10 protein-coding genes are annotated in these 26,844 nt (G+C 62.2%); all 10 read left to right on the top strand.

Annotated elements, in window-relative coordinates:
* Positions 1–88 precede the first annotated feature (88 nt).
* The 10 genes from ACN9MB_RS11185 (at position 89) to ACN9MB_RS11140 (ending at position 26,708) form a co-directional block, all read left to right on the top strand.
* Positions 89–6,511, top strand: a complete 6,423-nt coding sequence (locus ACN9MB_RS11185) for an amino acid adenylation domain-containing protein (protein ID WP_426268877.1) — start codon at positions 89–91, stop codon at positions 6,509–6,511.
* Positions 6,508–9,963, top strand: coding sequence for a non-ribosomal peptide synthetase (locus ACN9MB_RS11180; RefSeq protein ID WP_426268876.1), 3,456 nt, complete (start codon positions 6,508–6,510; stop codon positions 9,961–9,963). Before ACN9MB_RS11185 ends, ACN9MB_RS11180 begins: the two co-directional genes overlap by 4 nt.
* Complete coding sequence (locus ACN9MB_RS11175) at positions 9,960–14,195, top strand: amino acid adenylation domain-containing protein (RefSeq protein WP_426268875.1); 4,236 nt, start codon at positions 9,960–9,962, stop codon at positions 14,193–14,195. The genes ACN9MB_RS11180 and ACN9MB_RS11175 overlap by 4 nt, the downstream gene beginning before the upstream one ends.
* 17 nt (positions 14,196–14,212) lie before the next feature.
* The gene (locus ACN9MB_RS11170; protein ID WP_426271908.1) at positions 14,213–15,526 is read left to right on the top strand and encodes an ABC transporter permease; all 1,314 of its coding nucleotides are present in this window, start codon (positions 14,213–14,215) and stop codon (positions 15,524–15,526) included.
* A gap of 20 nt (positions 15,527–15,546) precedes the next feature.
* On the top strand, positions 15,547–16,752 hold the full coding sequence (locus ACN9MB_RS11165; protein WP_426268874.1) for an ABC transporter permease: 1,206 nt from the start codon (positions 15,547–15,549) through the stop codon (positions 16,750–16,752).
* Between the two features lie 53 nt (positions 16,753–16,805).
* Positions 16,806–17,786 (top strand): TauD/TfdA family dioxygenase, encoded by a 981-nt coding sequence (locus tag ACN9MB_RS11160; RefSeq protein ID WP_426268873.1) that lies wholly within the window; start codon positions 16,806–16,808, stop codon positions 17,784–17,786.
* 47 nt (positions 17,787–17,833) lie between these two features.
* Positions 17,834–20,251 (top strand): penicillin acylase family protein, encoded by a 2,418-nt coding sequence (locus ACN9MB_RS11155; RefSeq protein ID WP_426268872.1) that lies wholly within the window; start codon positions 17,834–17,836, stop codon positions 20,249–20,251.
* Between the two features lie 8 nt (positions 20,252–20,259).
* On the top strand, positions 20,260–21,951 hold the full coding sequence (locus ACN9MB_RS11150; protein WP_426268871.1) for a cyclic peptide export ABC transporter: 1,692 nt from the start codon (positions 20,260–20,262) through the stop codon (positions 21,949–21,951).
* Positions 21,952–21,983: 32 nt separating this feature from the next.
* Positions 21,984–25,160: a non-ribosomal peptide synthetase gene (locus tag ACN9MB_RS11145; protein ID WP_426268870.1), complete on the top strand. Its 3,177-nt coding sequence runs from the start codon at positions 21,984–21,986 to the stop codon at positions 25,158–25,160.
* Positions 25,161–25,514: 354 nt separating this feature from the next.
* Positions 25,515–26,708 (top strand): alpha/beta fold hydrolase, encoded by a 1,194-nt coding sequence (locus tag ACN9MB_RS11140; RefSeq protein WP_426268869.1) that lies wholly within the window; start codon positions 25,515–25,517, stop codon positions 26,706–26,708.
* Positions 26,709–26,844 lie beyond the last annotated feature (136 nt).

Here is a 26,844-nt window from a genome sequence, read left to right as displayed (position 1 = left end):
ATCGCTTTTAGAGCGGCTTCAGGGCGAAGATGTCGATCAGTCGCGCATTTCGATTTCGCGCATAGTTCGGAACGAACACGGATTGACAATGTCCCGGGCCCAGCGCCGCCTGTGGTTCATCGACCAGGCGAGCGGCGGCAGCGTGCACTACAACATGCCCGGCGCATGGCGAGTGGATGGCCATTTCGATGAGGCGATCGCGGAGTGTGTGCTGAGCCGCCTGATCGGACGTCATGAGCCCTTGCGTACGGTGTTCGTGGCCGGCGAGCAGGGGCCGCAGCAACGCATCCGGGAGCGATTCGAGTTTTCGTTGGCGCTCGTGGATCTGCGGGGCCTTGATGCGGCCGAGCAAGCGCAGCAGGTGGCGACGGCGCTGCAAGCGGAGGCATGCCTGCCGTTCGATCTGGGCCGCGACCTCATGCTTCGCGCCGGGTTCCTTCGCCTCGGCGAGGATACTGGCGTGTTGTACCTCACGCTGCATCACATCGCCGCCGATGCCTGGTCGGTCGGCGTGCTGGTGCAGGAGTTCGCCCAGCTCTATGCGGCCTTGACGCGGGGAGAGGCCGATCCCTTGCCGGCGCTGACCCTCCACTACGCGGACTACGCGCATTGGCAGGAGCAGTGGTTGCAGGGCGCGCGGATGGAGCCGCACCTGGCCTACTGGGAACGTCAGTTGGCCGATCTGCCCGCCTTGCACGGCTTGCCGCTGGATCGTCCTCGACCGGCCACGCAGGGCATGCGCGGCGGGCTGCATGTACGCCGGATCGACGGTGATTTGCTGGAAGGGTTGCGTCAGTTGGCCCGGCGTGAGCAGGTCAGCCTGTTCATGCTGTTGCATGCGGTGTTCTCGGTACTGCTGTCGCGGCACGCCAACCAGACGGACATCGTGATCGGCATGCCGGTCGCCCATCGTGTGCAGCGTGAGCTGGAGGGGCTGGTCGGCTTTTTCGTCAACACCCTGGTGTTGCGTACGGCCTGCGATGGCGCAGTGGGCTTTCGCACCTACCTGCAGCAGGTCAAGCAGGTGCACGGAGAAGCCCAGGCCCATCAGGAGGTGTCGTTCGAGCAACTGGTGGAGCGTCTGCGCCCGCCCCGCAGCGCCGGTCACACGCCGCTGTTCCAGATCATGCTCAACATGATCGACGGTACCCAGGCCGGGACGTTGACTCTGCCGGGCATGACCCTGCAGGCAGTACCGGTGTCCCATGTCACGGCCAAGTTCGATCTCAGCCTCGATCTGGTCGAACAGCCCGATGCACTGAGCCTGCAGTTCACCTACAGCAGCGATCTGTTCGACGCCGCCACGATCGCGCGCCTGGGCGAACACCTGCAGACCTTGTTGCAAGGTGTCGTGGCGACGCCGGATGCAGCGGTGCATGCCTTGCCGATGCTGAGCGAGGCCGAGCGTCATCACCTGCTGCACGACCTCAATGCGGTGTCGCAACGCTATCCCCGGCATCACTGCCTGCATGCGTTGATCGAAGCACAGGTGGATCGCACGCCGGCAGCGATTGCGGTGGCCTGCGAAGGCCAGCAGCTCACCTACGCCGAGCTCGATGCGCAGGCCAATCGCCTGGCCCATCATCTGCGTGCCCGGGGCGTGGGGCCGGACGTGCGCGTGGGCCTGCATGTGGAGCGCTCGCTGGAAATGGTGGTGGGCATCCTGGCGATCCTGAAGGCGGGTGGGGCGTATGTGCCGCTGGATCCGGAGTACCCGGTCGATCGCCTCCGCGCCATGCTGGACGACAGTGCGCCGGCAGTCGTGCTGACGCAGGCGGCGTTGCGTGATCGTCTGCCGGCGACGAGCGCGCCGGTACTGCGTCTGGATGCCGACGCGGCGGTGTGGCAGGCCGGTCCGTCGACGCGACCGGACAGCGCCGTGAACGCCGATCACCTGGCCTACGTGATCTATACCTCGGGATCGACTGGCAAGCCCAAGGGCGTGATGAACGCGCATGGCGGTGTGGCTCATCGTCTGCTGTGGGCACGCGATGCCTATGCACTGGGCAGCCGTGACCGCATCCTGCAGAAGACGCCTTACAGCTTCGACGTGTCGGTGTGGGATCTGCTACTGCCGTTGATGGCCGGCTCGCGGCTGGTGATGGCCAAACCCGGCGGGCATCGCGATCCGCACTACCTGGCCGAGGTGATCGAGCGGGAAGGGATCACCTTGATCCACTTCGTACCGTCGATGCTGCAGCTCTTCCTCGAACAGGCGCCGTTGTCGCGCTGCCGTGGACTGAAGTATGTGCTTTGCAGTGGCGAGGCACTACCTCATGCGCTGCAGAGCCGCTTCGAGCAACATTTTCCACATGTTCCGCTGCACAATCTCTACGGTCCGACCGAGACCGCCATCCACGTGACATCGTGGATCTGCCGCAGCGATGCTTATCCGGCCACGGTGCCGATCGGTCCTCCGGTGGGTGGCGCGCGGGCATATCTGTTGGACGCACACCAGCAGCCGGTGCCGTTCGGCACAACCGGCGAGCTTTACATCGGTGGCGTGGGCGTGGCGAGAGGCTATCTGAACCTGCCGGAGCTGACCGCCGAACGTTTCGTGCACGACCCGTTCAACCCCGAAGCTGGCGCGCGTATGTATCGCACCGGCGATCTCGCGCGCTGGCTGCCTGGTGGCGTCATCGACTACCTGGGACGCAACGACGCCCAGATCAAGCTGCGCGGCTTCCGCATCGAGCTGGGCGAGGTCGAGCATCAGCTGGCCAACCTGTCCGAGGTCGCCGCCGCAGCCGCCATCGTGCGGGAAGACGTGCCGGGGCAGCGTCGCCTGGTGGCCTACGTGGTGCCGCACGAACTGCCAGTGGACCACGAGGCCATGCGGGATCGCCTGCGCGCCGGTCTGCGCAACAGCCTGCCTGAGTACATGCTGCCGTCGGCCTTCGTGTTGCTCGATGCGATGCCGCTGGGCGCGAGCGGCAAGGTCGACCGCAAGGCGCTTTCTATTCCGCTCGCGGAATCCGGCGACGACAACTATCAGGCGCCGGCCACCTCGACGGAAATCGCGCTCGCGCGAATCTGGGCCGGGGTGCTGGAGTGCGATCCTGAAAGCGTTAGCGCAACCGCCAATTTCTTCGAGAACGGCGGTCACTCGTTGCTGTTGATCAAATTGTTGTCCCAGGTGCGTGCGCAGTGGCAGGTGGAGCTGTCGATACAGGACAGTTTCGGGTTTTCCCATTTGCGATCCATGGCGGAAGCCATCGATCGCGGCAGCATCGATCTGCGCCCCCCGATTCTTGCTCAATTCCGCAACGACGATACGGTACCGGTCTCACTCGCCCAGCGCCGCCTGTGGTTCATCGACCAGGCGAGCGGCGGCAGCGTGCACTACAACATGCCCGGCGCATGGCGAGTGGATGGCCATTTCGATGAGGCGATCGCGGAGCGTGTGCTGAGCCGCCTGATCGGACGTCATGAGCCCTTGCGTACGGTGTTCGTGGCCGGCGAGCAGGGGCCGCAGCAACGCATCCGGGAGCGATTCGAGTTTTCGTTGGCGCTCGTGGATCTGCGGGGCCTTGATGCGGCCGAGCAAGCGCAGCAGGTGGCGACGGCGCTGCAAGCGGAGGCATGCCTGCCGTTCGATCTGGGCCGCGACCTCATGCTTCGCGCCGGGTTCCTTCGCCTCGGCGAGGATACTGGCGTGTTGTACCTCACGCTGCATCACATCGCCGCCGATGCCTGGTCGGTCGGCGTGCTGGTGCAGGAGTTCGCCCAGCTCTATGCGGCCTTGACGCGGGGAGAGGCTGATCCCTTGCCGGCGCTGACCCTCCACTACGCGGACTACGCGCATTGGCAGGAGCAGTGGTTGCAGGGCGCGCGGATGGAGCCGCACCTGGCCTACTGGGAACGTCAGTTGGCCGATCTGCCCGCCTTGCACGGCTTGCCGCTGGATCGTCCTCGACCGGCCACGCAGGGCATGCGCGGCGGGCTGCATGTACGCCGGATCGACGGTGATTTGCTGGAAGGGTTGCGTCAGCTGGCCCGGCGTGAGCAGGTCAGCCTGTTCATGCTGTTGCATGCGGTGTTCTCGGTACTGCTGTCGCGGCACGCCAACCAGACGGACATCGTGATCGGCATGCCGGTCGCCCATCGTGTGCAGCGTGAGCTGGAGGGGCTGGTCGGCTTTTTCGTCAACACCCTGGTGTTGCGCACGGCCTGCGATGGCGCAGTGGGCTTTCGCACCTACCTGCAGCAGGTCAAGCAGGTGCACGGAGAAGCCCAGGCCCATCAGGAGGTGTCGTTCGAGCAACTGGTGGAGCGTCTGCGCCCGCCCCGCAGCGCCGGTCACACGCCGCTGTTCCAGATCATGCTCAACATGATCGACGGTACCCAGGCCGGGACGTTGACTCTGCCGGGCATGACCCTGCAGGCAGTACCGGTGTCCCATGTCACGGCCAAGTTCGATCTCAGCCTCGATCTGGTCGAACAGCCCGATGCACTGAGCCTGCAGTTCACCTACAGCAGCGATCTGTTCGACGCCGCCACGATCGCGCGCCTGGGCGAACACCTGCAGACCTTGTTGCAAGGTGTCGTGGCGACGCCGGATGCAGCGGTGCATGCCTTGCCGATGCTGAGCGAGGCCGAGCGTCATCACCTGCTGCACGACCTCAATGCGGTGTCGCAACGCTATCCCCGGCATCACTGCCTGCATGCGTTGATCGAAGCACAGGTGGATCGCACGCCGGCAGCGATTGCGGTGGCCTGCGAAGGCCAGCAGCTCACCTACGCCGAGCTCGATGCGCAGGCCAATCGCCTGGCCCATCATCTGCGTGCCCGGGGCGTGGGGCCGGACGTGCGCGTGGGCCTGCATGTGGAGCGCTCGCTGGAAATGGTGGTGGGCATCCTGGCGATCCTGAAGGCGGGTGGGGCGTATGTGCCGCTGGATCCGGAGTACCCGGTCGATCGCCTCCGCGCCATGCTGGACGACAGTGCGCCGGCAGTCGTGCTGACGCAGGCGGCGTTGCGTGATCGTCTGCCGGCGACGAGCGCGCCGGTACTGCGTCTGGATGCCGACGCGGCGGTGTGGCAGGCCGGTCCGTCGACGCGACCGGACAGCGCCGTGAACGCCGATCACCTGGCCTACGTGATCTATACCTCGGGATCGACTGGCAAGCCCAAGGGCGTGATGAACGCGCATGGCGGTGTGGCTCATCGTCTGCTGTGGGCACGCGATGCCTATGCACTGGGCAGCCGTGACCGCATCCTGCAGAAGACGCCTTACAGCTTCGACGTGTCGGTGTGGGATCTGCTACTGCCGTTGATGGCCGGCTCGCGGCTGGTGATGGCCAAACCCGGCGGGCATCGCGATCCGCACTACCTGGCCGAGGTGATCGAGCGGGAAGGGATCACCTTGATCCACTTCGTACCGTCGATGCTGCAGCTCTTCCTCGAACAGGCGCCGTTGTCGCGCTGCCGCGAGCTGCAGCATGTGATCTGCATCGGCGAAGCGTTGTCTTATGCGTTGCAGCAGCGCTTCCTGGAAGCGCTGTCAAGCACTCGCCTGCATAACCTGTACGGCCCGACCGAAGCCGCCATCCATGTGACCGCCTGGGAATGCGGGAATGGCGAGCACGTGGGCATCGTGCCGATCGGTCGCCCCAATGCGGAGGTCCGCATCTATCTCCTCGATGCGAACGCCCAGCCGGTGCCGTTCGGCACAACTGGCGAGCTTTACATCGGTGGCGTGGGCGTGGCGAGAGGCTATCTGAACCTGCCGGAGCTGACCGCCGAACGTTTCGTGCACGACCCGTTCAACCCCGAAGCCGGCGCGCGTATGTATCGCACCGGCGATCTCGCGCGCTGGCTGCCCGGTGGCGTCATCGACTACCTGGGACGCAACGACGCCCAGATCAAGCTGCGCGGCTTCCGCATCGAGCTGGGCGAGGTCGAGTATCAGCTGGCCAACCTGTCCGAGGTCGCCGCCGCAGCCGCCATCGTGCGGGAAGACGTGCCGGGGCAGCGTCGCCTGGTGGCCTACGTGGTGCCGCACGAACTGCCAGTGGACCACGAGGCCATGCGAGATCGCCTGCGCGCCGGTCTGCGCAACAGCCTGCCTGAGTACATGCTGCCGTCGGCCTTCGTGTTGCTCGATGCGATGCCGCTGGGCGCGAGCGGCAAGGTCGACCGCAAGGCTTTGCCGCTGCCGGAACTCGACGCGGACCAGGTCTACGTCGCTCCACGCACCGAAACCGAACGAGCGCTGTGCGAAATCTGGGCGGACATCCTCAAGCGCGAACGCGTCGGCGTGGAGGACAACTTCTTCGACCTCGGCGGCGACTCGATTCTGTCGATCCGTATCGTGGCGCAGCTGAGCAAGCGCGGCATTCGGCTCGACATCAAAGACATCTTTCAATACCAGACCGTCGCACAGCTCGCGCTGTGCGTCGACGACTGGCGGCAGCACAAGGGCGTGCTCATCGATCGTTCGAAGATCGAACGCTTGCTTATGCGCAATCGCCAGACATTCACCGGAAACTATGCCGAGATAATCCTATGACCTCGATCAACACGCTTATCGATGTGCTGGACAAGAAGGGCATTTTCTTGAGCGTCGATGACAGCGACAACCTTTGCATCCGCGGCGACAAGACTCATCTCGACGATGGTCTCATCTCCGACATTCGCAAACACAAGGAGCAACTGGTCGACGCCATCAAGAAATGCCGGCCGTTTGCCTTGTTGACCGAAGCGGAGCGGAGCGAGCTGGGAGAAGGTTACGAAGACGGGTATCCGTTGTCGGCACTGCAAGCAGGCATGGTGTTTCATACCCAGCTGGAGGGCTTCAACGGCATCTACCACGACATCATGGCCGACCACGTGAAATGCCCGTGGGATCGTGCGTGCTTCGAGCAGGCGTTGGCTGCGTGCATTCAGGAGCACCCGATTCTTCGTACGGGATTTCGTCTGGAAGGGGAGCGCCCGCTGCAACTGGTGCACACCGCGATGCCTATGCCCCTGACGGTGGAAGACCTGCGCGGCCAGCCGTCGGCGCAGCAGGATGCGTATCTGGTGCAATGGACCGAACTGCACAAGCGCCACGTCTTCGATTGGGAAAACGGCCCGCTGTTCCGCATCCACATCTTCCGGCGCACGGAGGATAGCTTCGAGTTCGTGATCAGCTTTCATCATGCCGTCCTCGATGGATGGAGCCGGGCCGCACTGACCACCTCGCTCTACAACCGCTACGAGGGCTTGCTTTCCCGACGCGCGTTGCCGCCAGTGGCGACCGACTGGACCTATCGCGACTTCATTGCCCTCGAGCAGCAGGTTTTGGCGGATCCGGAGGCAAGGGCGCATTTCACCAACATGCTCGAAGACGCGCCGATGCAGCAGGTTCCACGCTTTGCTTCGGCAGACCGCAGCATCGATCACAATGCCCGCGATCTCATCGATATCGATGCTTTTTCGCCGGTGTCTCCACGCTTGATGAAGCTGGCCCGGCAGTGCGGCGTGCCCGTGCAGGCCGTGCTGCTGGCCGGCCATTTCAAGGTGCTTTCCATGTTGAGCGGACAGACGCGCGCCTTGAGTTGCGTGACCCACAATGGGCGTCCGGAGCAGCACGGGGCGGAGCATGGCCTCGGCCTGTTCCTCAATTCGTTGCCTATCTGCGTCGAGCTGGAGAAGGGGCGCAGCTGGCGCGAATGGATAGCGCGAGTTGCTCAGGTAGGCCAGGACAGCATGGCGTATCGACGCTATCCCTTGTCGCGCATCCAGCAGGACATCGGCGCCACCCTGGACGAGGTGACGTTCAACTACACCCATTTCCATGTCTACAACGACATGACCCAGGCTGCCGAACGACCGCTGGAAGTGCTCGGTTCCTCCGGCTTCGAGCAGACGAACTTCGACTTCCATATCGACGTGATGCGGAGCCTTCAGGAAGATGGCCTGCAGATGAGGCTCATCTACAAGCGCAGCCTGTATCGCCGCGATCAGATGGAGCGAGTGGCGCGATATTACGTGCGCGCTTACGAACAAATGCTCGCCGACCCCGAGGCGGCGCACGACGCTGCCCCCTTGCTGGATGCGGAGGAGATTCGCCGCCTGCAGTTCGACTGGAACGCGACCGCTGTCGACTACCCGCACGATCGCAGCGTCGTCGCCCAGATCGAGGATCAAGTGCGCCGCACGCCCGAAGCGACGGCGATCCAGTTCGGTACGCAGCGCCTTAGTTATGCCGAGCTGGACGGCAAGGCGGAGCGACTGGCCCGTTATCTGCGCGAGGCGGGCGTGACGCGCGAGGCCTGCGTGGGCATCCATCTGTCCCGCTCGCCCGCATTGCTCATCGCCGTGCTGGGCATCTGGAAGGCAGGCGGAAGCTATGTGCCGCTGGAGCCGGGGCTGCCGCGCGAGCGGCTCGGCTACATGGTGCAGGATGCAGGCATCGGATGGGTGCTGCTCGAATCGGCGGCACTGGAAGGCCTTCCGTTGGGCGGCGTCGATGTGGTTCTTATGGACGATGCCAGCGACGATGCTTCGTGGTTGGCAGACTATGACCAAGGCGAACTGCCGGACGTCGCTGCGGATGATCTGGCATACGTGATCTACACCTCGGGCTCCACCGGACGCCCCAAAGGGGTGATGGTGAACCATCGCGGCCTGTCCAATTATCTTGCTCACGCGGTGCGGGAATACCTGCCCAGGGTGGCCGGGTCGGTGGTGAGTTCGCCGCTGTGCTTCGATGCCACCCTGACCACCTTGCTGCCACCGCTGTTGGCAGGAAAGCCGGTACGCCTGCTGGCCGACGGTGCAGACACCCTGCAGGAGCTATCGCAGCACCTGTTTGCGGAAGGCGATGGCTGGCTGTTCAAGATCACCCCCGCGCACCTTGAGGCGCTGTCGTACCTCGATCGCGAGCGGACACACGGTGATGCGGCCCATTGCATCGTCATCGGAGGCGAGCAGTTGGGTGCCGCCACGCTGCAGCGCTGGAAGGGCGAGCTGTTGCCGCAAGCCAGCTTCGTCAATGAGTACGGCCCGACCGAGACGGTGGTCGGATGCAGCGTGTGGTGGCTGTCCGATGCCGCACAATTGCCATCGTTGGCGCACATGGTGGCGGCTCCGATCGGGCGCGCCATCGGCAACACGCAGCTGTATGTGCTCAACGAGGCCCGGCAATTGCAGCCCATTCACAGCATCGGCGAGCTCTATATCGGCGGTGCCGGCGTGGCCATCGGTTACCTCAATCGCGATGAGTTGACGAGCGAGCGCTTCGTTGCCAATCCCTTCGGCGAGGGGCGCTTGTACCGTACCGGCGATCTGGTGCGCTACGGCGAGCAGAACGAGCTGGAGTTCCTGGGGCGCAGCGACGATCAGGTAAAGATCCGCGGCTTCCGGGTGGAGCTTGGCGAAATCGAAGGTCGCCTGCGGCTGCTGGCCGGCGTGCGCGAGGCGGTCGTAATGGTTCGCGAAGACAGCCCCGGCCAGAAGCGCCTGGTCGCCTATGTGGTCGGGACGGTCGGCACCGGCGCCCTGAGGGAGGGATTGGCAGCGGCACTACCCGACTACATGGTGCCTGCCGCCTTCGTGTCGCTGGACGTCATGCCACTCACGCCGAACGGAAAAGTCGACAAGCGAGCATTGCCTGCGCCGGATGGCACGGAGGGTGCAGCGGCCGAGTATGTTCCGCCGCGAACGGAAACCGAGCAGGCGCTATGCGAGGTCTGGGCCGAGGTGCTCAAGCGCGAGCGCGTCGGCGTGGACGACAACTTCTTCAGCCTGGGCGGCGACTCCATCCTGTCGATCCGTATCGTGGCGCTGTTGAAGAAGCGCGGTCTTCAGCTGGATATCAAGGACATCTTCCAGAACCAGACCGTCGCCCAGTTGGCGCCTATCGTCGATCAATGGACGGAAGCGGCCATGAACCTGATCGACAACAAGAAGATCGAACGGATGTTCATGCGTGAGCGCGACGAGTCGAACAAGGACGACGTCGAGATCATCCTATGACCATCGTGGCGCTGATCGACCGGCTGGAGAATCGGGGGATTCGCCTGGGCCTGGACGAGAGTGGCAACCTGCGCATACGCGGCGACCGGTCGCAGCTCAGCGATGAACTAGTCGTCGATATTCGCGAACACAAGGAGCAACTGGTCGAGGCCATCCGGAATTTCAGGCCTACGCTGGCACCGTCGGATACGGCCTTCGTGACGCTCAACGAAGGCGAGCGTGCATCACTACCAGTCGACGCCATGGATGCATACCCCTTGACTTCTTTGCAGGCCGGCATGGTTTTCCATACGCAACTGGAGCGATTCAGCGGCGTGTACCACGACATCGTGGTCGACCATGTCACCTTTCCGTGGAATCAGCCCTGTTTCGAGGCGGCGTTGGTCGCTTGCATCGAACGCCATCCTATACTGCGCAGCGGTTTTCGTCTGGGTGGAAAGCGGCCTCTGCAATATGTTCGTCCATCCATCGCGTTGCCGCTTGTGGTGGACGATCTTCGGCACAAGCGCACCGCAGATCAGGACGAACATATCGCCCAATGGGTGAAGGACCGTGCACGCCATGTCTTCGATTGGGACAAGGGGCCGCTATTCCAGATACGCATTTTTCGTCGCTCGGACGACAGCTTCGAATTTGCCTTCAGTTTCCACCATGCCATCATCGATGGGTGGAGCCGGGCAACGCTCACTACGCAGTTGTACAACGATTACACCCGGCTCCTTTCAGGGCGAGCACTCCTGCCGGCAGCGGTCGACTGGACGTACCGGGAATTCGTCGCGCTGGAGCAGCAGGTGCTCGCCGATCCGGACGCTACCGCCTACTTCGTCGACATGCTCCGCGAGGCGCCGGAGCGGCAGCTGTCACGCAAGGAGAACTCCGCAGTCCGAGGAGAGCAGAAGTACCTCGAACTGGAGGATCTTCCCGCCTGTGCCGATGCCTTGCTGGATCTGGCCAGGCAACTGGGCGTGCCCGTGCAGTCGGTGTTGTTGGCGGCACACTTCAAGGTCCTGGCGGGTTTGAGCGGGCATTCGCGGGCCTTGAGTTGCGTTACTCACAACGGCAGGCCGGAACAGCTCGGGGCCGAGAACGCGATCGGCCTGTTCCTGAACGCCTTGCCGCTTTGCCTGCCGCTTGGGACAGAAAGCTGGCGCGACCTTATTCGATCGACCACGGCGCTCAGCGCGAGCGCACTCAATTACCGGCGTTATCCGCTATCGCGCATCCAGCAGGAGATGGGGCGAAATTTCGATGAGGTGTTGTTCAACTACACCCATTTCCATGTGTACGACCAGATGGCTGGCGAGACCTCGGACCGTGGCCTGGACACTCACGCCTCGCATCATTTCGAGCGCTCCAACTTCAATCTGTCCGTCGGCGTGTCGCGAGGCATGGGCGGCGCCGGCCTGCGCCTGACCTTCGCTTACAACGACGGCGTATACGACGATGCGTTCATGGATCGGCTGGGTGCGTGCTATATGCGCGTCGTCCAGGCCATGTTGCACGACGTCGACCAGCCTCATACGACCTGTTCGCTGCTGAGCGAGCAGGAAACGGAACTACTGCTTGGATGGGGAACGGGCGAAACCGTGCCGATCAGCGACGATGGCCTGCACTCGCTGATCGAAGCGCACGCGCTAGCCACGCCCGAGGCGCCTGCGGTAGTAGGCGACGGGCAGGAGCTCAGTTACCGGCAACTCGATGCGCAGGCCAATCGACTGGCGCATTGGCTGCGAGCCGAGGGTGTCGGTGCGGACGACCGGGTCGGCGTACTGATGGAGCGTTCCCCGTCGGCGATCGTGGCCATTCTCGGGATTCTGAAGGCCGGAGGCGCTTACGTTGCCCTCGATCCCGAGCACCCCGACGACCGGTTGCTCGCGTTGATCGAGGACAGTGCGGCCAAGACGGTGCTTACCCAGTCGACCTTCGCAGCGAGATTACCGACAACGGCGACGTGCCTCTGCCTGGACAGCGACGGAGAAATACTCGCGTCGCATCCTGCGACTCGACCCGAATGGAGCGTCCAGGCAGATGACCTGGCGTATGTGATGTATACGTCCGGCTCCACTGGGAAGCCCAAGGGCGTGATGATCGAGCATCGGAGCATTGTCAACTATGTGCTCGGCGTGAGCGATCGCCTGGGCTTCGCGGCAGGCATGCGGCATGCCGTGGTGTCCACCATGGCGGCAGACCTCGGTCACACCGTGGTGTTCGGTGCCCTGGCCACCGGTGGCACTCTGTATTTGCCGTCCCGCGACACCTGTACGCGGCCATCGGCGTTCCGCGATTTCGTGCAGGCGGAGCAGATCGATGTACTGAAGGCGACACCTTCGCACTTCATGGCGTTGCAGCCGGCCGATGCGGAGGCGCCAGTCTTTCCTCGACGTCACCTCATCCTGGGTGGCGAGGCGACGCCGGCATCCCGGCTGGACTGGCTGTGCAAGCATGTCGGTAGCTGCGCATTGCACAACCACTATGGACCGACCGAGACCACGGTCGGCGCATTGACCCACACGTCCATGGGCGCATCTGCGCCGGAGGCGGGATTGCCGCTGGGTCGCCCTTTGCGGAACGTGCGTGCCTACGTTCTCGATGCGCAGCGCAGGCTCTCTCCGCCAGGTACGCCGGGTGAGCTCTATCTGGGAGGCGAGGGCGTCGCCCGGGCCTATCTCGGACGCCCCGATCTGACCGAGGAGCGTTTCATTGCCGATCCGTTCGCCGCCGATCCCGGCGCACGGATCTATCGCACCGGAGATCGCGTGCGGTGGCTTGCCAGCGGCGAGATGCTGTTCATGGGCCGCATCGACGACCAGGTCAAGATTCGCGGCTATCGCATCGAGCCGGCGGAGATCGAAGCCGCACTGCTTAGCCAGGCATCGATTCGTGCCGCTGCGGTTGCGCCGGACGAGGGAGTTGACGGCGCCGCGCAACTGGTCGCCTACATCGTGCCCCGCCAGCATCCGACCGACGATGATGCGAGGCTGGCCTTGGTCAACCAATGCCGCGCAACGCTCAAGGCACGCGTCCCCAACTACATGTTGCCGGCGGCCTTTGTGGTGCTGGAGGCATTGCCGTTGACGGCCAACGGCAAGGTCGATCGCGCACGATTGCCCAGCCCGGATGCGCCGTCGCACGCTCGCATAGGTCCTGCCACCACGACGGAGCGTGTGCTGCTGGCCATCTGGCAAGAGGCGCTGGGCGTTTCGTCCATGGGCGTCACCGATCATTTCTTCGACGTAGGCGGGCATTCCATCCTGGCCATGCACCTCGTGGCACTGATCGAGCAACGTTTTGGTCCGGTAGTCGGGCTGGAGGACATTTTCAGGCTTCCCACCGTTCGCGATATGGGGCGTCACATCGAGCAGAACGAGCAAGGTCAGAGCCGAACGCCGTCGCAGAAGCATTTGCTGTCACTGAAGCGAGGCCCGTCCTCCGTGCGTCCGTTGTTCCTGGTGCATCCCGTGGGCGGTTACGCGTATGCCTATGCCGAGCTTGCCAGGCGGCTCAAGTACGACGGGCCCGTTTATGGCTTGCAGGCCGATGGCGATCTCATGCCATCCGTAGAGGCGATGGCCGATCGCTATATCGACGTGGTGAGGCGTATCAGCGGCCACGGGCCCTATCTTCTCGGCGGATGGTCCATGGGGGGCGTGATCGCCTTTGAGATGACCCGAAAGCTGCTCAGCATGGACGAGACGGTTGACGCCTTGTTCATGATCGACAGTTTTCGCCCTGGCGCGGGTAGTGCCTCACGCTCGCCAAGCACGCCTGAGGCCTGGTCCCTGCTGCGGGACCTTGCGCTTGAATTCGGCATCGCGGTTCCGTCCATCAACGAGGAGGAGTGGGAGCGCCTCTCCCGGCAGAGCGAAGACGAACTGCTCGGCTCGCTGCTTTCTCTGGGCAAGGCGCAACAACGCCTTCCCGAGACGTACGTGCTCGAGGAAATGAAATTGCGCTACGCCATGTTGCGGAACAACCTGCGGGCGGTGCGCAACTACCGTGCAACCCCGATCGATATGGACATCCATCTGATTCGCGCGAGCGAGAATCGCCATCCTGAGCCAACGCTGGGCTGGAACGAGGTCGCACCCAGAGTGTTCGTCGGCGAGGGCAGTGGCGACCACCACTCGATCATGCGTCTGCCGAACGTACTTGCCCTGGTGCAGTCCATCGACACCTGGCTGTCGCCATGGCTGGCGCCAGCCTCCAAAGAACGAAAGGTGATGACTGAATGAAGGCGATCCAGTTCGACATGCTGGTCTACTACATCCACCTTGGCATTCGCAGCCTCAAGCGCATGCCGGTGCTCACCGTGTTGATGGCGATAACGATCGGTTTTGGCGTCGCGGCCTCCATGACCAGCTACGCGGTTTTCAGGGCGGTTTCGGGCAACCCGATTCCGTGGAAGTCGAACCAGCTGTTCGTGCCGCAAGTGGACAACTGGGGGCCGCAGAAGGTCGGCGATCCGGCTGAGCCCCCGGATCTGCTGAGCTATACCGACGCCATGGCGCTCATGGATGCACATGCTGCGAGCAGGCAGACGGCCATCTACCCGGTTGCGTTTTCGGTGCTGCCGGGAGACGCCGTGCACAAGCCGTTTGCGATCAACGGTTACGCAACCTATGCCGATTTCTTCAGCATGTTCGAGGTTCCATTTCGTTACGGCAATGCGTGGGGCGCCGAAGAGGACAGGCAGCGATCGGATACGGTGGTGATTGGCGAAAGGCTCAATCAACTGCTGTTCGGCGGCGCCAATACCGTCGGCAAGCAGATCGTGCTGGACGGGCACGCCTACCGAATCCAGGGGGTTGTCGCCGACTGGAATCCCCACCCGCGCTTCTATGACGCCGCAAACGCGAACGGCTTCGCCAGTGCGGCCCCCGACGTGTTCCTGCCGTTCACACGGGCGGTCGATCTGCAGGTGGAAACGAAAGGGACCAATGCCTGCAATGGCCGCGGTGGAACCGGCTGGGACAAATGGTTGCGCTCGCAATGCGTATGGATCTCCCTCTGGGTGGAACTACCGGACGCAAGCGCTGTGCAGCACTACCGGACGTTTCTCCAGGGCTATGCGTTCGAGCAGCAACACGCCGGCCGCTTCAACTGGCCGCCCAATACGCGGCTTCGCAACGTCACGGAATGGCTCGACTACGAGCATGTCGCGCCGCAGGAAAGCAAGGTGTCGTTGCTGGTGTCGCTGGCATTCATGATCGTCTGCCTGGTCAATACCGTCGGTCTGCTGCTGGCAAAGTTCATGCGGCGCACCGGAGAAATCGGTGTTCGTCGCGCGCTGGGCGCGTCCAGGCGGCAGATCTACGTGCAATTCCTGGTCGAGGCAGGAATGGTGGGCTTGGCCGGCGGTGTGCTCGGCTTGCTGCTTACGGAGCTGGGCATGTCGTGTATCGGCCTGCTGTTCGAGCCGGATATCGCACGCCTCGCGCATATGGATCCGGGCCTGTTCCTGCTCACTCTGGCCGTGGCGGTGATCTCGGCGATGACCGCGGCGTTCTATCCGACATGGCGCGCGGCGCAAGTGCCGCCCGGCGGCCAACTGAAGGCGGGTTGATAACCATGCAAATCGCACCTGTGATCGTCGCACTGAAGCGACACAAGGCCGGCACGATCCTCATCGCGCTCCAGATTGCCCTGACGCTGGCTATCGTCTGCAACGCCCTGCATATCGTCCATTTGCGCGTCGACCACCTGTCGCGTCCGACCGGCATCAACGAGGCCCAGATTCTCCGCGTCGAAAGCCAATGGGCGAACAAGCCTGCAGCGGATCAATTGCGTGCCCTCACCGCGTCGGACCTCGCGGTGCTGCGGCAGATTCCCGGCGTGGTGGACGTCTACGCAAGCAATGCCTATCCGCTGGGCAACAATGGTTGGCCCATGGGATTGAGCTATGCGCCCGATCAGCGCAGTCCAACGACCAGCGCCGCGATGTATTTCTCGGACGAGCACACGGTGAACACGCTCGATCTCAAGTTGCTCGCCGGCCGGAACTTCAGGGCCGACGAGATTGGCGAAATGGACGTGCACGGCCATCTGACGCCGGCTGTGGTCATCATCACCAAGGATCTGGCGGATCGGATGTTCCCGAAAGGATCGGCGCTTGGGCAGGTGATCTACATGTCGTCCAAACCGAGCACGGTGATCGGTGTGGTGCCGCGCCTGCAGGTGCCCTGGCTGGACAGTTTTGCGACCCAGTGGGATCAACGCTCGGTGCTGGTGCCGTATCGGCTGGATCAGTCCCAGTACTACATCGTCCGTACTGCGCCGGGGCGCTCGGCCGCGGTGACGGCAGCCATTCCAGAGCGTCTGTATGCAGCCAATCCCGATCGCGTCATCGATCCGGCGCACGGCATTCAATCGTTCGAGCAGATCAAGGCGGATGCCTACCGCAAGGACCACGGGATGGCGGTGGTCATGATGGTGATCTGCATAGCGCTGCTGTCGATCACTTCAGCCGGCATCGTCGGCCTGACGAGCTTCTGGGTCGCGCAACGTCGAAGGCAGATCGGCGTGCGCCGTGCTCTGGGGGCGACTCGTCGCGACATTCTCAGCTACTTCCTGATCGAGAACGGTGTCATCAGCGGGGCAGGCGTCGTGGCGGGCATTCTTCTCGCCCTGGGTCTCAACATCTGGCTGGTGAGCGACTTCGAGATGCAGCGCCTGTCGCCACTCTATCTGGTCGCCGGCGCGCTCATGTTGCTGTGCCTGGGGCAGCTTTCCGCGCTAGTCCCTGCTTGGCGGGCATCACGCCTCTCCCCGTCGGAAGCTACGCGCGTGTAGCCCTCCGTTTTGCCCATTCTCAGCGTTCCGTTGTCCCTTCAAGGAGAAGTTCCATGAGCCATGCAGTTGCCGAATCGCAAAGTATCGCCGTGAACGATCTCGAACCGGTCGGCGGACTTCAGCTGCTGCTCGATGTCACGGCCACCCACCTAACCGCGCAGGACTGGGCGGAGGAAAATGCCCGGGCAATCCAGTCCTTGCTGCAGAACCACGGAGCCGTCCTGATTCGGGGTCTCAAAGTATTGGGCAGCACGCAATTCGGCAAACTCCTGGCCACGCTCCTTGGCGCGGACCTGCTGGAGTATGTCTACCGATCCACACCGCGCACGGCGCTGCGCGGCAATGTCTTCACGGCCACCGAATACCCCGCAAGCGAAGTCATTCCCCAGCACAACGAGAACTCGTACTCGCGGCACTGGCCGAACCGAATCGGCTTCCTGTGCATGCTCCCGTCAGAAACGGGCGGCGAAACGCCCATCGGCGACAGCAGGGTAGTCTACGACCTTCTACCCAGGGATCTTCGCGAGAAATTCGAGCAGCGCGGCGTGACGTACGTACGCAACTACTCGCAGCTCGATCTGCCGTGGCAGGTGGTATTTCAAACCGAGGAAAGGGCGGACGTCGAAGCCTATTGCATCGACAATGAGCTGAGCTTCGAATGGCTGCCGCAAGGTGCGCTGCGCACGAAACAGATCAATCCCGCTGTCGCTGCGCACCCGGTGACGGGCGAAAAGCTGTGGTTCAATCAGGCGCATCTCTTTCATGTATCCAGTCTTGGCAGGGAGATGGCCGAGACCTTGCTCGCTTCGCTCGGCGAGGAGAACTTGCCGAGAAATACCTACTACGGCGACGGCACACCCATTGAAGCCGACGCGCTGGAGACCATTCGCGAGGTGTACGAGCGGACCAAGATCAGATTTACCTGGCACAGGAACGATCTGCTGTTGCTGGACAACATGCGCTTCACGCACGGACGAGAGTCCTATGCCGGTGCCCGCAAGGTGTTGACCGGCATGGCATGTCCGAATCGCTGACACCACGAATGCGGGTGCCACGCACCCCGGGGAGGAGGATTCATCAGGTGTTCAAGCGATATCCCCTGAGTTCGCGTTTTGCGTGCTTCGTGCTGATCCCGTTGCTGCTGCTGATCGCAGCGGGCTACGGCTATCTGCGCCGGAGCCTTCCCGCCATCGATGGCCAGCCGCGCAAGATGGCCGTGAGCGGAAGAACGGTCATCTCGCGCGACGCCCACGGCATCGTCTACATCGAGGCGGGGACGGACGACGATGCTTATTTCGCCCTGGGCTATGCGCATGCCCAGGACCGCCTGTGGCAACTGGAACTTGAGCGGCGCCTTGCGCAGGGAAGACTCAGCGAGATATTCGGGCGTGACACCATCCAGCAGGATGCGTGGATGCGAACCCTTGGGCTGTATGCATCCGCCGCGTCGAGCTGGACTCATCTGAGCCCCGAAGCTCAGGCGTCACTCACTGCGTATGCCAATGGCATCAATGCTCGCCTGGCGGAACATCCGGTACTTCCTCCGGAATTTCTGATCATGGGGATTCGGCCGGAGCCGTGGCGGCCGCTCGACTCGCTGGCGTGGTCCAAGGTCTTCGCCTTGAATCTCGCCGGGAACATGTGGGACGAAATATCCAACAGCGTCGCCGCGCAATACCTCACGGGCGATCAGATGCAGGACTTGCTAGGCTACCGGATCTCATTGAAGTCGACTGGGCTGGCAGCAAAAACGCCCGTCTCCTGGCTCGGCCTTCAGGCGTCCTTGCAGAACAACTGGAAGCTCGGCGGCAAGTACGTGGGCAGCAATGCCTGGGCGGTTTCCGGCAAATACATGCAGGGCGGGCAGGCGGCGCTTGCCAACGATCCGCACCTTGGCCTGCAGATGCCTTCGCTGTGGTACGCCGCGCAACTCAAGGGAAAGCTGCTGGATGCGGGTGGCATGACCCTGGTCGGCATGCCCGTGATCGTCTTCGGTCACAACGCCTCTATTGCCTGGGGCGGCACCAGCATGATGGCCGACGTGCAGGACCTGCGCGTCGAGCGCATCAATCCGGACAATGCGGAGCAGTACTGGCACGACGGCCGCTGGACGAACTTCGGCGCCCGGGTCGAATCCATCGGGGTCAAGGCGGACTTCCCGACCTGGCTGCGTGCACCTCGCGAGCCGGTCAAGATTCGTGTCCGCACTACGGTTGACGGGCCGGTGGTGAGCGATGTCATCGACTCGCTCGAACAGCCCATGGCATTGCGCTGGACGGCGCTGGACCCGGACGACGCTTCCTACGAGGCCTTCTACCGCCTCGGCTACGCGACCGACTGGCAGAGTTTTCGGGAAGCCTTTCGCGGCTACGTCGCGCCAGCCCTCAATATGGTCTATATCGACAAGGCCAACCACTTCGGCTCATTCGGGGTGGGGCGTATACCACTGCGTCTCGCGGGCGACGGTCAGGTACCCGAGCCGGGCTGGGACGATACGTATCGCTGGACGGGTTACATTCCCTTCAAGGATTGGCCGCAAACATTCGATCCGCCTTCGGGCTATGTCGTTTCCGCCAACAACAAACCGGTTGACGACAGCTATCCCTACTTCATATCGAGCCACTGGGCGCCTCCTGCAAGGGCTTTGCGCATAGGGCAGTTGCTGAAGGAAAGGATCGATAGCGGAACTCCGCTGACCGTCGCTGATTTCGGGCACATGCAAGCGGACACCAAGGATCTCAGCGCATCCTCGCTGCTGGCGTATCTGAAGCAGGTAAAGCCCGCGAACGACAAGGAGGCCAGGGCGCTTGCTCCGCTGCAGGCCTGGAATGGCGACATGCAACAAGACAGCCCGGCCGCCGCACTCTTCTTCGTGTGGTCGCGTCATCTGGGCGAGCGCCTGTTCGCCAATTCCCTGCAGACCTTCTGGAACAGGTCACGACAGACCGCCGCGCTAGACAAGTTGATCGTCAATGCAGGCTACGACCGTATCCTGGCGGCACTCACCGACGTCCGGGGCGGGTGGTGCGAAGCAACCGGTGAACGCTCATGCGCATCCATTCTTCGCTCTGCATTGGACGATGCCCTGGCCGAGCTCGCTCGCAGCAGTGGCAGCGATCCTTCCAAGTGGTCCTGGGGCGGCATTCACTACACCTACTATGCGCACACGCCCTTCAGCAAGATCGCCTCGATAGCGCCCTGGTTCGAGCGACGCGTTCCCAATGGCGGATCGCCCAACAGCATCGATGTCGCCAACGCCATGTATCAGGAGAGCGACGGCTATCGACAGACTTTCGGTGCGGGATTTCGACAGATCATGCAACAGGGGAGCGACGGCGTATTTCGCGACTGGCTGATGAACTCGACTGGTCAATCGGGCAACGTACTCAGCAGGCACTACGCCGACATGGTCGTTCCGTTCCGCAATGTCGACTATACGGAGATGAAACAGGCCCCCGCTTCTGGCGGGCACGAAACCATTGTCTTGTTGCCGAACTGAAGGCGCCCATGGAACTCTTCAAGCTGTTCAGCGACAAAGCGCCCAACAAGGCCTTTCTATCGCTGTTGTTTGGTGCGCTGGCGGGTGTCAGTTACGCACTGCTGATTCCCTTGGTCATGGCGAGCATGGATGGCGCCAACAGCGCGGATGCGCCTGCGCTGGTGGCGCAGCTGTCGTTTTTCAATGTTCGCGATTACAAATTCGCGCTATTGTTCGCGATCATCTGCGTGTTGATCCTGGTTTTTCGCTCCGCTTCGCAGATCCTTCTCATACGTGTGGCCCAGGACGCCACCACCCACCTCAGGATCAAGACGTATCTGCAGATCCTCGATGCGCCGATCAGCGAGCTCGAAAGGGCCGGCCACTCGAAGCTCCTGGTCGCCATCACCACCGACGTCAACCGGATCGTGCTCGGCGCAACCCTGCTTCCGAACATGCTGGTGGCAGCCATTACGATCGGCGGCATGCTCGGCTATCTGTATCTGCTGAGCCCGGTCATCTTCTGGTTCGTCGTCAAGGCCATCGTGTTCGGCGTCATTACCTATCAGATACCCATGCTGGTAGGGAACCGATACTTCGAACGCGGCCGTACCGAATTCCTCGGCCTGCAGGAAGCCATACGCGGGCTCATTACCGGGACGAAGGAACTCAAGCTGAGCCGGGCGAAGCGCGAGCGTTACTTTTCGGACGTGCTGATCGAAAGCGAGCACGCCGTGCTGAAGAACACCAAGCGCGCGAACACCATCGTTTCGGCCGCCGGCAACTACGGCGACCTTCTCAGCTTTTTCGTCATCGGCATCGTGGCCTATGTGCTGGTGGGCTATCACGCCGTCGAACGGGACAAGCTGATCGGCGCCATCATGGTCTTGCTGTACATCACCGGCCCGATGGCCCTCATTCTCAATGCATTGCCCCAGGTGCTGAACGCCCGCGTTTCCTTGCGCAATATCAGGAAGCTGTTCGGCAGCCTGCCCAAGGAGGATGTGGAGGAGAAGATCCGGCCGCTGGGGCATTGGGATGGCCTGAGCTATATGGGCATCGCGTACGCGTACGGCGATGCGGAAAACAGCTTCATGCTCGGACCTTTAGACATCGAGCTGTCGCGCGGCGAAATAACGTTCATCGTCGGCGGCAACGGATCTGGAAAATCCACGCTCGGCAAGATCCTCTCGTTGCACTACATGCCGTCGCAAGGCGATATCTTCTTCGGCCAGGCGAAGATCGACCGCACATCCCTGGAAAGCGCCAGGCAGTGCATATCGGCCATCTTTACCGACTATTACCTGTTCGACCGTTTGCTCGATTCTGCCGCACAGTGGGATGTCGCGCGACTGGAGGGCTACCTGCACCGGCTTGGCTTGCAGAACAAAGTGAAGATCGAGCAGGGGAGATTCTCCACGCTTGCCCTATCCGACGGCCAGCGCAAGCGACTGGCATTGCTTGTGGCCTTCGTGGAGGACCGCGACGTCTATATCTTCGACGAATGGGCTGCCGATCAGGATCCCGTCTTCAAAGAAGTCTTCTATAGCGAACTTCTGCCGGAGTTGAAGCGAAACGGCAAGGTGGTTGTGGTGATCAGTCATGACGATCGCTACTTCCATGTCGCCGACAAGCTGATCGTGATGGAAGAGGGGCGGGTGACGAAAGAAGAGCGGCCGGCATCGGCCAAGAAGGGTCCGGTGCGGGAAACGCTCGCCTAGCCTATCGAGCCTATCCACAGGGATGATCCCACATGTTTGGCGAATGGTTTGCGCTGACGCTGACTCAGAACGACATCTATCTGGATCAACTCAAGCATCCAGGCAATCCGCTCTACAACGTAGGCGGATACATCGATCTCCGCGATATCGATATGGATCGTCTCAACGAGATCCATGGCCGGCTTGTCTCCAGGGAAGAGATCTTCGGCTTGCGCGTCGCGACGACGCCGGACAACGGCGTGAGGCAATGCATCGCATCTCTGCGCTCGGTCGATCTCCCGCTTATGGATCTTAGCCGGGAGGCCGATCCACTGCGGCATGCACGGGCTTGGCTGCATAACTTCATGGCGACGCCGATCGCCATCGAGAACGGCCCGCTGTTCAAGGCGCAACTGGTGAAGCTATCCGCGAACCACTATTGGTATGTGGGGTTGGCTCACCACATCGCGATGGACGGCTGGGGGTTTTCCAACTGGGCGTCGGCGCTATCGGATCTCTATAACGACAGCTCGGCCAGTAACGCCTTGAGTCCAACGTGGCAGGATGCCGCCCTGGACGACGAGGACTATGTCGGCAGCGGAAAGTTTCACTCCGATCGGGCCTATTGGCGCCAGCGGGTGACGGAAGCCCAGAGCTTGTTCAACCTTCGCTATCGCGCGGCAAGTGCGGGCGAACAGGAGGCGGTGAGCCGGCGTCGGGCCATTTCCATCAGTCGGCAGAAATTCAATGCACTGGTTGCCCTGGCCAGAACGATGGACGTGAGTGTTTCCCAGCTCTTTCTCGGCCTGCTGTCCGTCTACCTTCACCGCATCAGCAGCGAACGGAGGATCCTGATCGGCGTTCCTTTTCACAACCGGAGGAAAGCCGCGTACAAACGCGTGCTCGGTGTATTCATGGGCATGAGCGTACTTAGCGTGGATATGCCGGATGACGAGCGGACGTTTGGCGAACACGTCAGATCCATGGGTCGCCAGCAACTTTCGGACCTGCGTCATCAACGCTACCCGCTCAGCGGCATCGTGAGAGACCTCGGCCTGGCCGGCAAGCGCCGTACGCCCTTCGAAGTGGCCTTCAACTATCTGCGGCTCGGCGGTGCGATGCGCTTTGGTGAAGGGGAGGGAGCGCTCGTCTACGTCAGCCATCACCACGAGCCGCTTCCGCTGATGGTGACGCTTTGCGAGTACGGAGAGGCAGGAGAGGTGGAGCTTCAGCTTGACCATAACCTGGACTACATCAGCGAGGAAGACGCCAGCTTGATGCAGGATCGATTGGCGTTTCTGGTCGATTCGCTGCCGGATATGGCCGCGCTCAAACTGAGTGATATCGAAGTACTGCCGCCCATCGAACGTCAATGCCTGCTCGACGGGTTTGGCGATCCGCAGTTGCGCCAGCGGAGCGGCGGCTGCCTGCATCATCTGTTCGAACGCCAAGCGTGTGTTACGCCCGATGCGATTGCCGTCGATGACGGCTTGCACAGTCTTACCTACAAAGAGCTGGGCGGCCTGGCAAACCGGGTGGCGCAATCCTTGATCGACCGGGGCGTCACGAGAGAATCACTGGTGGGCGTCTGCCTGGAGCGCAGTGCGGAATTGCTGGTGGCAGTGCTGGGCGTGCTGAAGTCGGGCGGCGCCTATGTGCCGCTGGATAGCGCCTATCCTCCGCAACGACTGACCGCCCTGGTGGAAGATAGTGCCGCTCGCCTGGTGATCACCCAGGATCGGCATGCGCATCTGTTTGCACCGCTTGGCGTAGACGTGCTCTGCGTCGAGCAAGCCTTGGGCGCCACACCAGGCCTTGAAAGCGGACCCGGCACGGAGGTGGCGGCACATCATCTAGCTTATGTCATCTACACCTCGGGCTCGACCGGGAAGCCGAAGGGCGTGCAGATTCCGCACGCCGCCGCCGTTGCCCTGCTCGACTGGGCCAGAACCGTCTACGCGCCCGAAGACCTGGCGATGACCCTTGCCAGCACGTCCCTCAACTTCGATCTATCAGTATTCGAACTCTTCGCGCCCTTGATGACAGGCGGGTGCTGCGTGCTGGTCAAGGACATCCTGACGTTGATCGACCATCCGCGCGACGTCACCCTGATCAATACGGTTCCTTCGGCCATGAAGGCCGTGCTCGATCGCGGCGCGCTTCCTTCCAGCCTGCGAACCGTCAACCTGGCCGGCGAGCCTCTTTCCATGTCGCTGGTCAACAGTCTGTTGGCGACCGGTCAATGCGAACGGGTGATCAATCTCTACGGACCTTCGGAAGACACTACGTATTCGACTTATGCCGTTTTTCGCGAAGTTCTGACGCAGCCCCCGGTTATCGGTCGAGCCATCGCCGGAACGCGGTTGTATGTGCTCGATGCGAAGGCTCGCCTGTCGCCCTACGGTTCCATCGGCGAACTTTACATCGCGGGTGACGGGCTCGCTCGCGGATACCTTCATGCGCCAGACCTGACTGCCCAGAAATTCCTGGCGGAAGGTTTTCCCGCCAAGCGGGGAGAGCGCGTCTATCGAACGGGCGACTACGTCCGATACAACGCCAGCGGCGAACTGGAGTATGTCGGCCGCCTGGACGAGCAGGTGAAGATACGGGGTTTTCGCATCGAACTCGGTGAGATCAGGCAGTGCATAGAGCAGGGCAGCGCGGTGAAATCCGCCGCCGTCCTTGTCCACGAGCGTGAGGCCGGGGACAAACTGCTGATGGCCTATGTGGAGCGCCAGGAAACTGTGGGCGACGACGATGACGAAGGCGCATGGTTGGAGACGCTGAAATCGTTTGTCCGCGGGCGACTTCCTGCGCATATGGTTCCGGCGGAGTTCGTTCCGGTGATTACCATGCCGTTGACGTCGAATGGAAAGATCGACAAGAAGCAACTGCAATCGCGTCTCGCCGACCCGCCGAAGGGATCCCGTCAAACTCCTCAAACCGAGACGGAAGTTCGCCTGTCGAAGTTGTGGTCGAGCCTCCTTGGTGTAGATCCCGAGGTCATGGGGCGCGACACCGGACTGTACGACTTTGGCGGTCATTCCCTGTTGATCGTTCGCCTGGTCAGTGCCATCCGATCCGAGTTTGGCGCACTGCTTCCCGTGCAAGCCGCATTCGAATCGATCGACCTTGCAGAACTGTCCAGGAAGATCGACGTCGCCCTCTTGGTGCGATATGGCAACGAAGGAATTCAGATGGCGAAGATCATGAGCGATGGTTATCTATAGCCGGGAAACGATCGGCATCTGTATTGAGGTGGATGCGTTTCCTGCGCAGCGTCACGACCGAGGGTGACCTCGATGTTGCCAACGCGAGGGAATTCGCCATCAAGTCAAAAGCGGCCTGGTCTTTGCATCACTTTCCGACCTCGCTTTGACACGGTGCGAAGCAGTGACGTTCGGCACACGCGGGATGCGTGTCTTGCGGTTGTAATTCTCCACGACGCGGCCAGCTTCCACCATCGTGGTTGTGTTCGCCTGGCTACATGGAGCCTCATCATGCCTGGTGAGGTTGCCTGTGCTTCACCTATTCGAGACGGTTCGGCGGCAGTCGGCGGGCCTTGACGCACGAGCGCGCATTTCATGCAAAGAATCCTTGTTCCGACGACTGGGCAGGTCGAGTCACACATCGAGCGCCGGTTCCCACAGGTAGCGCTTTGGCGAGCCGTCATCTCGGCTGGTTTTGCCTGCCTTTGCTTTGCCTCGGCTGCATCGGCGCAAACCAATATCGCGCCTCGGCCGCGCGACCGAGCAGAGGCGACCGAGGTCGTTCGCGACCTGCGGAAGATCGTGACACCCAACGGCATCGAAGAGGCCAAGATGCTGCGGATCGGCGGTATTGATCAGTACGTCACGATCCGGGGCAGGGATCGACGCAACCCGGTGCTGCTGGTCCTGCATGGCGGACCCGGTTACGTCGAGACGCCGATGTCCTGGTGGTATGCGCACGAATGGGAAGAGTATTTCACGGTCGTCGAATGGGATCAGCGCGGCGCGGGCCGCACCTATCTCGATAACGATCCCAAGGTTGTGGCGCCCACCATGACCCCGCAGCGCTTCAACGACGATGTCGACGAGATGGTCCAACGGCTTCGCAAAGATCTCGGCAAGTCGAAGATCTTCGTGATCGGCCACTCCTGGGGCAGCTATCTAGGCGAAGCATTGGCGCAGCGCCATCCGGAATGGCTTTACGCCTATATCGGCGTGGGGCAGGCCGCGAACGTGCCGGAAAGCGAGCGACGAGGTTGGGCCTTCGCCATGGCGGCGGCGACGGCGGCCCACAACGAGGAGGCGATCACCGAACTTCGCGCCATCGCTCCTTATCCGAAGACGCCATCGCCGTTCAAGGAGATGGCGGTAATGCATCGCTGGGTGGATTACTACGGCGGCGTCATGGCCTATCGCCACGACCAGGAAGACGAGAGCCACGCAGGCCGACTCTCGCCCGACTACACAGACGCCCAGGCGCCACACATTTACGACGGCAACGAATTCTCGGAGTTACATCTGCTGTCTTTCGTCTCGACCCTGGACCTGTCCAAACACCTCGACTTCAAATGCCCGATCTTGATGTTCGAGGGCCGCTTCGACCGCACCGTGAACTCGGACGTCGCCCACGAATGGTTCGAAAACATTCGCGCACCCCAGAAACGCTTCGTCTGGTTCGAACACTCCGCCCACGAACCCATGAGCGAGGAACCAGGCAAATTCACCCAATCCCTCATCAACTATGCGCGCCCGTTGGCGGAAGCTGCGGGTGATGTTGCGCCGGAATGAGGGAGGGGCTTGGGATGGGCGCTGAGAGTGAGTAACGCGAGATTGCCGGCCCTTGGACGGGGTTTTCATAATTTTACATAATATACATTATGCGAAATCATAGGCACCGGCCGGAGGGGCCGGAAGTTGTCGCAGT

The sequence above is a fragment of the Dyella kyungheensis genome, from assembly GCF_049913195.1.
Taxonomy (GTDB): Bacteria; Pseudomonadota; Gammaproteobacteria; order Xanthomonadales; family Rhodanobacteraceae; genus Dyella; species Dyella kyungheensis.
This window is presented reverse-complemented; position numbering and strand designations above follow the sequence as displayed.